The organism is Clostridium manihotivorum, from assembly GCF_004015185.1.
In the GTDB taxonomy this organism is placed as follows: Bacteria; Bacillota; Clostridia; order Clostridiales; family Clostridiaceae; genus Clostridium_AR; species Clostridium_AR manihotivorum.
In genome coordinates, this window is record NZ_CP025746.1 from 1,733,294 (window position 1) to 1,747,046 (window position 13,753).

Genomic DNA, 13,753 nt, shown 5'->3' on the forward strand with positions numbered 1-13,753 from the left:
ATTCAGATTACAATTCTTTAGCTAGTAGTGAGAAAATATCAAAGCTTAATCTTAAGGCTGGAGAGGCTGTAATACATTCGTATAACTTTACTGGAGGAGACGGTAAAAAGATCTTTTCAGATATGAAGGAACTTAAGCTAAATATTGAAGGCAAATCTGTGACTTATACTCTGAGAGATGAGATAAGCGGTGGTATAATAAATGCAGATCAGAACTATGCCAATACAGTGGTAATAAGTGATGAGGATTTTAGTAAGGTAAAGTCTTGGACTAAAGCTGATAAACTTAAAGTATATTATGGATATAATTTAAAAGATTCCATGAAAGCTGAGAAAGCTGTAACGGAAATGAAAGATCAAATTCCAAAAGAGATGAAAAGTAGATTTAATGAGAGAGTTACAGATTTCACTGAAGTTATGAAAAGTATGTCGTTGTTTTTCTTTATAGGTACATTTATTTCAATATTATTCTTCATAGCCACAGGAAGTATACTGTATTTTAAGCTTTTCAATGAGGTTCAAAAGGATAAACAAGAGTTTATAGCTTTAAAGAAAATGGGAATGTCCTTCGGAGAAATCAAAAAGGTTGTCAATATCCAATGTGCAATTATGTTTTTCATTCCTTTCGCAGTTGCTTTCTTGCATACGTGTTTTGCAATTAAGGCTTTGAGTAATATTCTGAGATCAAATCTTAGCATATACCTAATGCTAATAGTATGCATATACTTGTTGTTTCAAATCATTTATTATTTATTTGCAAAAGCAATGTACATAAGACAAATAAGTAGATGGAATTAAAAACTTAATATAGAAATACTATTGATTTTTGAGGTGCTAACTCTATTTGGGGAGTTAGCATCTTTTTAGCGTAAATGAAAGTAAAAAAGAAATTTTATTTGCCTGCTACAATTTCTTCACATAAGTTCAGAAAAGGTATACGCAAAAAATATGATTGGAAAGGGCTTAAGGACAAAAATGTAGATTAATATTAAATTTTAATATTAATTGAGGGCTGAAAAGAATAATGTGGTTATTGCAGTTTGTTTATGTAAATTATCAATATAGCATAAAAAAAGAGTAAGTGATTATAGAATTGTTACGATAATATAGTGAATAGCAAATTTAAGTATGTGGATAAGTTCTGATGACTTTGAGGAGGATTAAATGATTAGGAGATTAACAAACGGAGAACTTGATGTAGATGTCCTAGAAATAGCTGATGTAATAGATATAAATCTATTACAAACCTTTCAAGATAACTTTGCAACTAGTATGAATATAGCTAGCGTCACAGTTGATAGAAATGGAACACCAATAACAAAGCCCAGCTCATACACAAATTTTTGTATTAATTTAACACAATCAACTAAGTCTGGTAATAGTAGATGTGCACTTTCTCATAAAAAGGGCGGGGAAGAAGCTGCAAGGCTTGGAAGACCATATATTTATACATGCCATGCTGGATTGATAGACTTTGCAGCTCCAATATTAATTGATGGACACTTGATAGGAACAATTTTGGGAGGACAAATACTTACTTCTACACCAAAGGAGGAGAGCTTCAGGCAAACTGCTATTGAGATAGGTGTTGATTCTGACAGATATTTTGATGCTGCAAAGAATGTATACATGACCGAAGAGGAAAATGTAAAGGCAGCTGCAGAAGTTTTATTTATAGTAGCAAATTCATTATCTAGAGCAGGTTATGAACAACTAATTCTTAGTAACATGTCACAAGTATTAAGCGAAAACTTTACTCAGATATCTTCTACTATGGAAGAATTGAGTGCTACATCATTAAATGTGGCTAACAATCAGCACAACTTAAATGATGAAATAACAAATGTTAAGCATATATCAGTAGAAATAAATAATATATTAGATTCTATAAAAAGCATTGCTAACCAAACTAAAATGCTTGGATTGAATGCTGCTATTGAAGCAGCTAGAGCAGGTGATGCAGGTAGAGGCTTTGGAGTAGTAGCAACTGAGATAAAAAAGTTATCTGAAGTGTCTAAAGAAACTGCTGTTGCGATTATGGGATTAACTGAGCAGATACAAAAATCAGTTGATAGAACTCTAGAAACATCTAATGCTACGCTTGAAACTACAGAACAACAATCGGCTGCAATGGAAGAAGTTACTGCTAATCTTTCAGAGGTTGCTACGCTAGCAGATGAATTAAATACTATAGCTAATAGGAATTAATAAATAAACTTCATAGTTTCAAATTATAATATGCTCTGGTCGTTTGGGATATATTATTAGACGAAGAGTTACAGGATAAAATACAAATTATGCTAAAAGGCTTTGAATTGATATAATTGATTTTCTAAATTAGAAAAATATATACAACTAATAACATATAACTAATGTTGAAAAATGAAAAAGTATGTGTTAATATGTATATATATGGAATTAGAACATAATATTCAATTATATTGGAAACTATGAAGGATTTCTTAATTTGGGCACTTGGAAATTCTGAGTTTAAAGTGCAACCGGCCAATATAAAAGCTAACTAAAATAGTTAGCTTTTATATTGGCCTTTTTTACTGTAAAGAAAAGTATATTGCTATCTAAACCTATAAATATAAAACTTCTTATATTAACACATTTATCTTTTAATTGAAACTGTGGAGAAATATACGTAATATGCTTAGGAACTTAGGATAATTTATTTTTTAGTATGTATTAAAACATTACTAAAAAATTAATCAATAAAAAGCATAGGAGGAGTAAAATGAATTTAAAAACTATTAGAGGAAAGTTTGGTATTATAATCTTTTTAATTACTGTTATGGTTTTTACAAATGGAATTTTATCTTATAAAGGAGATAGGGATATAAAATCCGTGAATAAAACTACATTTCCAGCTTATAAGTTGTCCAATCAAATGTCTACAAGCCTTATTTCGGTATGGCAGTATCTATCAGATATAAGTGCTACTAGAGCTTTAGACGGGTTAGATGATGGGTTACAAATGGCTGAAGACAATGCAAATAAATTTAAGATGGCTGCTAATGATCTTAAATCTATAGAACCTGATAAAGCGAAGCAAATAGATGATATATTAAAAGCTTTTGATGATTACTATACTGTCGGTAAAAAAATGGCTAATATATACATAAAAGATGGTACAGAAGCAGGAAATAAGTTTATGCCTCAGTTTGACGAAGCTTCAGAGAAAATTCTTGAACTGACAAACAAGTTTGCTAAAGATCAAGATTCTGATATAGAAAGCTCTTTGGGTAAGAGTGCATTTCAAAATAACCTTTCACTATACATATTAATTACTAGTGGTGCTATTTTAGTAGTTTTTATTTTTATACTTTCTGGACAGGTGCTAAAACCTTTAAACGAATTAGTAGAATATGCTGGGGCTATAGCAAAGGGAGACTTAAGTAAACAAAGTAGAATTAGTAAAAGAAAGGATGAGATTGGACAATTAGCTTATGCTTTTGAAGTAAGTGTACAAAGCCTTAGAAATATAATATCCAAGATTGACTATACCTCAAAGACTGTAAATAGCTTTTCTAAGGATCTTACAGGCGCATCAAAACTTACTAGTAGCGCAAGTAATCAAGTAGCTTCTTCTATAGAAGAGATTTCTACTGGGGCTACTAAACAACTAAATGAGATAAATCAAGTATCTATGTTGATGACAAAATTAGATTCAGACATAAAAAAGGCAGTTGATAAGCTGGAAGAGACATCAAGGATAACTATGGAATCGCAAAACATAAGTAAACTAGGTGCAAAATCAATGGGAGACATTGAAAGTAATATGAGTTTAATATTTGAATTTAATAAGAAGAATGTAGAAAAGATAGGTGAGTTAGAGAAAAACTCATTGAAGATTAATCAGATAGTTGAAGCTATAACTCAGATAGCTACTCAAACAAATCTTCTAGCTCTTAATGCGGCAATAGAAGCTGCAAGAGCAGGGGAGTCTGGTAGAGGGTTCAGTGTTGTTTCAGAAGAAATAAGAAAGTTAGCTGAAGAATCCAGTGTTTCTGCAGGACTTATAACAAATGTTGTTAAAGAGATTCAAGAGCAAATACAAGAAATAACTCTATATATAAGTAATGGAACTAAATATGTGGAGGATGGAGTAGCGGTAGTCAATGAAGCATCTTCAAGATTTAATGGGATTGAAGTTAATGCAAGCGACATACTTAGGTATGTAAAAGAAGTTGCTGATTTCTCCAAAGACATAAATAGTGTATCAAATAAGATTAGTAAATATACAAAAGATATTTTACTAATTGTAGAGAATTCATCAACTTTTACAGAGGAAGTAATGGCTGCATCAGAAGAGAACACAGCAAACATACACAATATGGCAGCATCTATAAATGAATTGACAAAGCTTACTGAAGACCTTGGTGAACTAGTTAGAAGCTTTAATATATAGTAAGCTTTAAAAATAAAGTATTTGAATATTGAACCATGAATAAATCAAATTTAGTGTTATTTTCTTGTAATAAGTATATGAGAACTAGACAAAATATAATTCGTAAGTCAAAAGTATAACTGAAAATCAATTTGCATTTATATTAGGCTTACAAAAATATGCTTATGAAGAGGAGAAAATAATATGATTACGAATGTTAATGGAGTGCAAGAAGCAAAAAAATTAAATGAACAATCAAGACAAAACAAGAGTGGAATGACAAGTGCAGCATCAACAGGAAGTAGTAATTCTGTAGTTGAAGAGACAAAACAATTAAATGCACAATCTGCAAGTGGAAGCTCATCCCTAAGCTCTGCTGCGACTGGATCAATGAATAGCGGAGTTGAAGAAGCAAAGAAATTGAATGAACAATCTAGAAAAAATAAAGGAAAGTAATGAAGAACAACATATTATTAGATATGATTAAGTGAATAGTATGGATTAGCATTAGTAGGCATGCTTTGCATGCCTATTTTTTTATTCGCCTGCCAGATTTTCCTCATATACATTCAGAAAAGGCAGATGCGCAAAAAAAGCTCATTGAAGAAGATCGCTTCATTGACTTTTTTAAAAGAAATTACAGTGGTGAATAATTTCACAATTTTTTGTTCACGTGAACAATTTGCTATTGTATTCTGTAAAGAAAACGATTATAATAACATTGTAGATGATTGTTCACGTGAACAATCAGAAAAATGATTGATAAAGAGCAGGGTGATTAATATGAAAAAATTTATGGATGAAAATTTTTTGTTATCCAATGAAACAGCAGTAAAATTGTTCCATGATTATTCAAAAAACATGCCAATCATTGACTATCACTGCCACTTAAACCCTAAAGAAATTTATGAAAATAAGAGATTTAAAAATATAACTGAAGTTTGGTTATACGGGGATCATTATAAGTGGAGAGCAATGAGAAGTAATGGAGTAGATGAAAACACTATTACAGGAGATGCAAGTGACTATGATAAATTTTTAGCATGGGCTAAGACATTACAAGTTGCTATAGGTAATCCACTTTATCATTGGACTCACTTAGAACTTCAAAGATTCTTTGGAATTTATGAGCCTTTAACTGAGAAGACCGCTCCTCAAATATGGGACAAGGCCAATGAAATTCTTAGTGGAGAAGATTTTAGTGCAAGAGAACTAATTAAAAAATCAAATGTAGAAGCTATATGCACTACTGATGATCCTGTTGATTCTCTTGAATATCATATAAAGCTTAAAGAAGATACAAGCTTTGATGTGAAAGTACTACCAACCTTTAGACCAGATAAAGGGATAGAGATAAACAGAGCTACATTCTTACCATGGGTTAAGAAGTTAGAAGAAGTATCAGGTAAAGAAATAGCTAACTATGAAACTTTCCTAGAAGCTTTTGCTTCAAGAGTAGAGTTCTTCCATTCAGTTGGATGTAGAGTATCAGATCATGCTTTAGATACAGTAGTGTATGCAGAGGCTACAAGGGAAGAAGCAGCAGAGATATTTGCAAAGGCACTAAAGGGAGAAGTTGTAAGCTTTGAAGAAGAAAAGAAGTACAAGACTTACACATTAGGTTTTATAGCAAAGATTTATCACAAGTTAGGTTGGGCTATGCAGCTTCATATCGGAGCACTTAGAAACAACAATACAAGAATGTTTAATAAGCTAGGAGCAGATACTGGATTTGATTCTATCAATGATGGAACTGTAGCTGAAGCACTTTCAAGATTCTTAGATTCATTAAATAGAGAAGACTTACTTCCAAAGACTATATTATACACTCTAAATCCAAAAGATAACTATGTTCTTGGAACAATGCTTGGAAACTTCCAAGGTGGTGGAGTACCAGGAAAAATACAATTTGGATCAGGTTGGTGGTTTAATGACAGTATAGATGGAATGATTCAACAAATGAAAGCTCTAGCAAACCTTGGTCTATTAAGTAGATTTGTAGGAATGCTTACAGATTCAAGAAGCTTCTTATCCTATCCAAGACATGAGTATTTCAGAAGAATAGTATGTAACCTTATTGGTCAATGGGTAGAAAATGGAGAAGTTCCAGATGATATCGAACTTTTAGGTAACATAGTTCAAGATATATCTTATAGAAACGCCAAGGAATACTTCAAATTATAGAAATTACTAGTGTAATTTGCATATAATTGTTAACGTGTGCAAGGAAAATAATAATATCATTGCATGCGTTGACAATTATATATACACTATATATATTATTCAATAACAAATATATAAGTAAGGTATTATAGAATAATTTTGTGTAAACGTTATTGAAAAACTGGTATCAAAAGCTAAGTGTGGGTATTAAAAAAATTTAAACAAGAGTTATAAAATTTTTAAAATATAAAATAATATTAAGAAAGAGGTAAATAGTATGAGTAAGTTAACTTTGAAAGAAAAGATTTCATACGGTCTAGGCGATTTTGGTAATGGTTTTATGTTCGACCTTGGACAAGCATATTTGCTTAAGTTTTACACAGACGTTTGTGGAATAGCTTCAACCGCTGCAGGTGGAATATTCCTATTCACTAAAGTATTTGATGCATTTATGGATCCAATAGCAGGTATAGCTATAGATTCAAGAAAAAACATAGGTAAAAATGGTAGATTTAAGCCAATTATGTTTTTCTCAAGTATATTACTTGCTATTCTTACTGTGATAACCTTTACTACACCAGTGGGAGCATCAGCTCATCAAAAATTAATATATGGATATGCTACATATATGATATGGGGATTAATGTACTCATTTACTAATGTTCCTTATGGTTCATTAGCTTCAGTAATGACTCAAGATGTTCAAGATAGAGCTAATTTAGCTTCATTTAGACAAGCTGGTTCAGTGTCAGCTCTATTAATAACAGGTGTTGCATTTATGCCAATAGTTACACACTTTTCAGATTCAAAAGTTGGTTTCCCTATAGCTGCTGGAATCATGTCACTAGTAGGTGTAATATCCTTCTTTATAACTTTCAAAAATACTAAAGAAGTTGTAGAAGTTAAGAGAAGCAACGAAAAAGTAAGACCGAAAGATTTTGCTAATGCAGTATTTACAAACAAGCCATTATTAACATTAATACTTATGACAGTATTTTCAATATCAGCATACAACATAAAAACTTCTATGATGGTTTATTTCTGTCAATATTACCTTGGAAACGCTGCACTTTTATCTAGAACAAACTTCTTTACAATAGGCAGTTCAATAGTTGCAATTCTATTCATACCTACGTTAGTAAAGAAATTAGGAAAGAAGAGAACAGCAATACTAGGATTTTCAATGAGCTTTATAGCTGATGGATTAAACTTTATATTACCAGTTCACATAGTTTCATTTACAATACTTATGGCTATATCATTCATAGGAATAGCTCTACCAAATGGTGCTACTTGGGCTTTTGTTTCAGACGTTATAGATTACGGTGAATGGCATACAGGTGAAAGAAGAGAAGGTATAACTTATTCAGCATTTAACTTCTCAAGAAAGATAGCTCAAGCAATAGCTGGATCACTATCAGGTTTTGGTTTAGCATTGATAGGATATGTTCCAAATGTAAAACAATCAGCTCAAACTCTATTGGGTATGAAGGGATTATTAATGTTATATCCTTGTATAGCTTTAATAATAGCTGCTATAGTACTAGGAGTATTATACGGACTATCAGACAAAAAATATAAAGATATAGTTGCAGATCTTCAAGCAGGAAGATATGAAAAGAAAACTGTATAAATAAATGTACGTAGTTGAATCACTTAACCGGATATATACATTTAGCTTAATAGACTTACTTATTTTTCTATAAAATAAGTGTTAGCAGTTGTTGTATATATCTAGGTTACGCTTTTAGGTAAGCTACCAATAAGAAGTTATTATAAATCCACCAAATTATATAGTGCTAATAGGTTACCTAATAAAACGTTTCTTTCTAAACAGATATGGTGAATTCCATAGGTTAAGTGATGCAACTATATATAAATTAGTCAAACAAAATATATAATTATAAATACTATTTTCAGCTACTTATCCTAATTATATATTTAAATTGACATACAATATCTCTATAATTAATGAAAACGCAAGTATTTAAAATAGTTAAGTGCTTGCGTTTATTTTTTTAGTTCAATAAGGCCCTATTTCTGGTAGCCTTTTATATTTATATAAGGTAAAGTTGTGAGTAGATATGAATATAGGATATAGGAAAGTTTAGAAAGATTTTCACGTTTTCAATTAATTGTAGCTGCTAATGTATTGACATAGGGTTATAATGTTGTTAACCTAAAATTTGATGGCTATTTTATTTAAAATAGAATGTGTATATGGTGGTACTTAATCATATTCTTAACAAGGGTTATGTTTAAGAATATTGTTTAAATTAAGTGGTTATATAAGCATAGGATTAACCACTTAATTTAAACACCATGATTGAATAGCGACTTAACAAGGTACTATTAATAAAATACTAATGGAAATAACAATGAAATTGATTAAATATACATAAAGTAAATAAATAAAAAAGGGTGAAATCATGAGCATAACGATAAAAGACATAGCAAAATTGGCAAATGTATCTCATACTACAGTATCTAGAGCACTAAATGATAGTCCTCTTATAAATGAGGAAACTAAGAGTAGAATTAAAGCTTTAGCTGCTGAGCTTAATTATGTACCTAACTATAGTGCTAAGAGTTTAGTTTTAGATAAATCTTATACCATAGGTTTATTTTTCTCTAGCATAAGCAAGGGAACTTCCCCTAGTTTTTTCTATGAGATCGTAAGAGGGGTAAATAGTGCAATAAAAGAAAATTATAACCTTGTAGTACGTGGTATAGATGATTACAAGGATTTTTCAGGAATTAATAGTAAAAGGTTTGATGGAATTGTGCTTATGAGCCAAAGTGACAATGATAACGAATTTATATATCATGTATGGCAAAATCAAATACCACTTATAGTATTGAATAGAGAAGTGGAAGGAAATTCTTTGATAAATATACTTTCAGATGATGAGGAAGGCGCGTATAAAGCTGCTAAGTATCTAATAGAAAATAATCATAAGAACATAGCTATAATAGAAGGGAAAGAAGAGTTTAAGTCAAGCAAGAAAAGAAAAGATGGATTTTTAAAAGCTCTGATAAAGTATAGTGTTCCGGTAAAGAACGAATATATGGTAAGAGGTAATTATGATATAAAAGGTGGATATGAAGCAATGAAAAAGTTACTAGCTTTATCAAATCCGCCAACATCAGTTTTTTGTTCAAATGACGATATGGCCATTGGTGCTATAAAGGCAATTGCAGAGAAGGGACTTGCGGTACCAAGAGATATTTCTGTGGTTGGGTTTGACAATATAGATTTTGCCCAATATGCCACTCCTGCTCTTACTACTGTAAAAAGGCCTATGGAGGAAATTAGTATAATAGGTGGTAGAAGGTTAATAGATATAATAGACAACAAAGAATATAGAGGCGAGAAAGTTTATATTAAGACTGAGCTTATCGTAAGAGAATCAACGGCTAAACTATAAAATAGAGCTGTGTTGAGGTAATATATTGAAATTAAGCGGTTAGTCATCCGATGCTTAGATGAGCTTGCGCAAAGAATTAATATGATTTTGTCATATTCCATGGCTAAAACTGTAAACTCACTACGTTCGAACAATACAGTTTCTTAACGCCACTCCATCTGAAAAAATCATTTAATTCTAGTAGCTCGCTCATATAGCATCTCCTTCATAACCGCTTAATTTCAAAAAAACATTATTAAATACAGCCTAAAATAAATAATTATAATGGGGCAGTGTTGAGGTAATATATTGAAATTAAGTGGTCAGTCATCCGATGCTTTAACATAATACAGAAAAATGAACTGAAGAGATTTAGTTCATTTTTTACTTTCTAGGAAAAAATAAAATTTCGTGCTAGCTAAACCTAGTAATATAAGGGTGAAGAACAACCATTTAGGATAGACAGTAGATAAATCTTATTAGCCTGTTGGATTTTCATTATATACATTCAGAAAAGGCAGATGCGTAAAAAAGCTTATTGAAAAAGGTCACTTCAATACTTTTTGCTTTAAAATTATATTGTTAAAACAAATACAAGTAAAATTGGAAAGTATAATCAAAAACTTATAAAATCTCTAAAATTATTGAAATAAATATTTATAAAAGTTATTGTTAACGTGTGCATTAGGTGTTATAATGTGAATGTAGAGAAAATCAATATAACAAAGATTGTTAATAAAAATTTTTTAAACTATTTTGCACACGTGAACAAACGTGTATGGAGGAGTCGGAAAATGAAATTAAATAAAGAAACCTTTAAAGAATACAAACAATATCCAGAAAAAGTTTTACAATTTGGAGAAGGAAACTTCTTAAGAGCTTTTGTAGATTGGCAAATAGATAAAATGAATAAGGAAGCTGGATTTAATGGCAGCGTTGTTGTAGTTCAACCTATAGAATTCGGTATGGTTGACAAATTAAATGAACAAGATGGTTTATATACTCTTTACCTACAAGGAATAAAAGACGGAAAAGCAGTTAAAGAGCATGAAGTTATAAATAGCATCAGTAGAGGAATTAACCCATATACTCAATATGATGAATATCTAAAGGTTGCTGAAAACCCAGAACTAAGATTCATAATATCAAACACAACAGAAGCTGGAATAGCTTTCGATGAAAATGATAAGTTAGAAGACAGACCACAAAAGACGTTCCCAGGAAAGTTAACTGCATTATTATATAACAGATTCAAGGCTTTTGATGGAGCTAAGGAAAAGGGATTAATAATAATACCATGTGAACTTATAGAGAAGAATGGTGAAAAGCTTAAGGCTATAGTTCTTAAATTTGCTGAACTTTGGAACTTAGGACAAGGATTTGTAAACTGGATAAATGAAGCTAATACATTCTGTGGAAGCTTAGTTGATAGAATAGTGCCAGGATACCCAAGAGATACTATAAAAGAAATAACTGAAGAATTAGGGTATGAAGACAATCTAGTAAATGTTGGTGAGCAATTCCACCTATGGGTAATCGAAGGACCATCATGGATCGGAAATGAATTCCCAGTTGCAAAAGCAAATCTTAACACTATATTTGTTGAAGATATGACTCCATATAGAACAAGAAAAGTTAGAATACTAAACGGAGCTCATACTTCATTAGTACCAGTTTCATACCTATATGGATTAGAAACAGTTGGTGAATCAGTTGATCACGAAGTAATAGGTGAATTTATAAAGGGAGTTGTTTATGGAGAAATAATTCCTACATTAGATCTTCCACAAGAGGAATTAGAATACTTTGCAGGTGCAGTGCTTGAAAGATTCCAAAATCCATTTGTAAATCACTATCTAATGAGTATAGCACTAAACTCAATGTCAAAGTTTGAAACTAGAGATCTTCCTTCATTATTAGAATACATAAACAGAAAAGAACAACTTCCTAAGAAGTTAGTATTCTCACTTGCAGCATTGATAGAGTTCTATAAAGGCAAAAGAGGAGAAGAAGCTATAGCTTTAGCTGACGATGCAGATATATTAGATTTATACAAAAATGCATGGGGTAGCTGTGATGGAACAGAAGCTGGTTTAAGACAAGTAGTTACTACAGTTCTTGGGTATGAAAAGAATTGGAAGATGAACTTAAATGAAGTAAAAGGCTTAACAGATGCTGTTACTTACTACCTTGGAAAAATAGAGACACTAGGAATTAAGGAAGCACTTAAAGAAGTTATGTAATTATAAATAGAGAGAGGTAATTTCATGAAAAGTGTTCTTAAAATAAATGAAAATGATAATGTAGTTGTTGCATTAATGGACTTGAATAAAGAGCAAAGTATAGAAGTTGACGGTAAGGTTATTACACTAAAGGAAGACGTTAAAAGAGGTCATAAGATTGCTATAAAAGCAATAAATCTTAATGAAGATGTTGTTAAATATGGATTTCCAATAGGGCATGCAATAACTCCTATAGAAGAAGGTCAATGGATTCATACTCACAATACAAAAACAAACCTTGATGGAATAAAAGATTATTCTTTCAACCAAAAGCTAGTAGACAACATTTATAACCATAAGAATCTGACCTTCAAAGGCTATAAGAGAGCAAACGGTAATGTGGGAATAAGAAATGAACTATGGATTGTTCCAACTGTAGGCTGTGTCAATGGTATAGCAGAAAGAATGTTAGATAGACTTAAGAAGGAAGTTGGAGAATTACAAATAGATAACACTTTAGTTCTTAAGCATAACTATGGATGTTCCCAATTAGGCGATGATCATATAACTACAAGAACTATTCTCGGAGATGCAGCAAAGCACCCAAATGCAGGTGGTGTATTAGTTCTTGGTCTTGGCTGTGAAAACAATAATATGGCTGAATTTAAGAAATCTTTAGGTGAATTTGATGACAGCAGAATCAAATTCCTAGTTTGTCAAGAGGTATCAGATGAACTAGAAGAAGGCGTAAAGCTATTGAAAGAGCTATATGAAAATATGAGGAATGATGTTAGAGAAGACGTACCTCTTTCAGAACTTAAGGTTGGTCTTAAGTGTGGAGGCTCTGATGGATTCTCAGGTATAACAGCTAATCCTCTTGTTGGAAGATTCTCAGATTTCCTAGTAGCTCAAGGTGGGACAACTATACTTACAGAGGTTCCAGAAATGTTTGGAGCAGAAACTCTACTTATGGATAGAGCTTTAGACGAAGAAGTGTTTAATAAAGTTGTTCATCTAATCAATGATTTTAAAGAATATTTTATAAAGTATGATCAACCAGTATATGAAAACCCTTCACCAGGAAATAAAGCTGGCGGAATCACAACATTAGAGGATAAATCTTTAGGATGTACTCAAAAGGCTGGTACAGCTACTGTAATAGATGTACTTAAATATGGAGATACCCTTAAGAAAAAAGGACTGAACTTATTAAGTGCACCAGGCAATGATTTAGTTGCTGCTTCTGCCTTAGCATCAGCAGGATGCCAAATGGTTCTGTTTACAACAGGTAGAGGAACTCCATTTGGTTCATATGTTCCAACACTAAAGATATCAACTAATACTCAATTATATAATTTGAAGCCTCATTGGATTGATTTTAATGCAGGAAGTCTGCTTGAAGATAAAGATGCAGAACAAGTTCTAAAGGAATTTATCAATCATATCATCAGTGTAGCTAGCGGAGAGCTTGCCAATAATGAAAAGAATGATTTTAGAGAATTAGCAATATTTAAAACAGGTGTAACTCTGTAAATAAAATTTTAAAAATGAATATATAAGGATACG

9 protein-coding genes and 1 riboswitch are annotated in these 13,753 nt (G+C 31.4%); all 9 genes read left to right on the top strand.

All coding sequences use genetic code 11. The features are described 5' to 3' along the window. The first annotated feature begins 122 nt into the window (after positions 1–122). Positions 123–797, top strand: a complete 675-nt coding sequence (locus tag C1I91_RS07820) for an ABC transporter permease (RefSeq protein WP_164880482.1) — start codon at positions 123–125, stop codon at positions 795–797. Between the two features lie 366 nt (positions 798–1,163). Then, positions 1,164–2,207 carry a PocR ligand-binding domain-containing protein gene (locus C1I91_RS07825; protein ID WP_128212370.1) on the top strand — a complete coding sequence of 348 codons (1,044 nt, stop codon included), beginning with the start codon at positions 1,164–1,166 and terminating at the stop codon, positions 2,205–2,207. A gap of 226 nt (positions 2,208–2,433) precedes the next feature. After that, positions 2,434–2,515, top strand: a riboswitch (cyclic di-GMP riboswitch). Positions 2,516–2,742: 227 nt separating this feature from the next. Next, complete coding sequence (locus C1I91_RS07830; RefSeq protein WP_128212371.1) at positions 2,743–4,416, top strand: methyl-accepting chemotaxis protein; 1,674 nt, start codon at positions 2,743–2,745, stop codon at positions 4,414–4,416. Positions 4,417–4,599: 183 nt separating this feature from the next. Then, the gene (locus C1I91_RS07835; protein ID WP_128212372.1) at positions 4,600–4,851 is read left to right on the top strand and encodes a hypothetical protein; all 252 of its coding nucleotides are present in this window, start codon (positions 4,600–4,602) and stop codon (positions 4,849–4,851) included. Positions 4,852–5,178: 327 nt separating this feature from the next. Next, entirely contained in the window at positions 5,179–6,579 is a 1,401-nt protein-coding gene (gene uxaC / locus C1I91_RS07840; protein WP_128212373.1) for a glucuronate isomerase, read from the top strand. A 256-nt stretch (positions 6,580–6,835) separates the two neighbouring features. Continuing rightward, positions 6,836–8,191 carry a glycoside-pentoside-hexuronide (GPH):cation symporter gene (locus C1I91_RS07845; protein WP_128212374.1) on the top strand — a complete coding sequence of 452 codons (1,356 nt, stop codon included), beginning with the start codon at positions 6,836–6,838 and terminating at the stop codon, positions 8,189–8,191. A gap of 796 nt (positions 8,192–8,987) precedes the next feature. Beyond that, the gene (locus C1I91_RS07850; protein ID WP_128212375.1) at positions 8,988–9,986 is read left to right on the top strand and encodes a LacI family DNA-binding transcriptional regulator; all 999 of its coding nucleotides are present in this window, start codon (positions 8,988–8,990) and stop codon (positions 9,984–9,986) included. Between the two features lie 773 nt (positions 9,987–10,759). Then, positions 10,760–12,208, top strand: coding sequence for a tagaturonate reductase (locus C1I91_RS07855; RefSeq protein WP_128212376.1), 1,449 nt, complete (start codon positions 10,760–10,762; stop codon positions 12,206–12,208). 24 nt (positions 12,209–12,232) lie between these two features. Next, positions 12,233–13,720: a UxaA family hydrolase gene (locus tag C1I91_RS07860; protein WP_128212377.1), complete on the top strand. Its 1,488-nt coding sequence runs from the start codon at positions 12,233–12,235 to the stop codon at positions 13,718–13,720. The last annotated feature ends 33 nt before the right edge of the window (positions 13,721–13,753 follow it).

Bases quoted from the DNA above. Each gene is read 5' to 3' on its own strand.
- C1I91_RS07820 (WP_164880482.1), top strand. From the start codon at position 123: ATGAAGGAACTTAAGCTAAATATTGAAGGCAAATCTGTGACTTATACT.
- C1I91_RS07825 (WP_128212370.1), top strand. From the start codon at position 1,164: ATGATTAGGAGATTAACAAACGGAGAACTTGATGTAGATGTCCTAGAA.
- C1I91_RS07830 (WP_128212371.1), top strand. From the start codon at position 2,743: ATGAATTTAAAAACTATTAGAGGAAAGTTTGGTATTATAATCTTTTTA.
- C1I91_RS07835 (WP_128212372.1), top strand. From the start codon at position 4,600: ATGATTACGAATGTTAATGGAGTGCAAGAAGCAAAAAAATTAAATGAA.
- uxaC (WP_128212373.1), top strand. From the start codon at position 5,179: ATGAAAAAATTTATGGATGAAAATTTTTTGTTATCCAATGAAACAGCA.
- C1I91_RS07845 (WP_128212374.1), top strand. From the start codon at position 6,836: ATGAGTAAGTTAACTTTGAAAGAAAAGATTTCATACGGTCTAGGCGAT.
- C1I91_RS07850 (WP_128212375.1), top strand. From the start codon at position 8,988: ATGAGCATAACGATAAAAGACATAGCAAAATTGGCAAATGTATCTCAT.
- C1I91_RS07855 (WP_128212376.1), top strand. From the start codon at position 10,760: ATGAAATTAAATAAAGAAACCTTTAAAGAATACAAACAATATCCAGAA.
- C1I91_RS07860 (WP_128212377.1), top strand. From the start codon at position 12,233: ATGAAAAGTGTTCTTAAAATAAATGAAAATGATAATGTAGTTGTTGCA.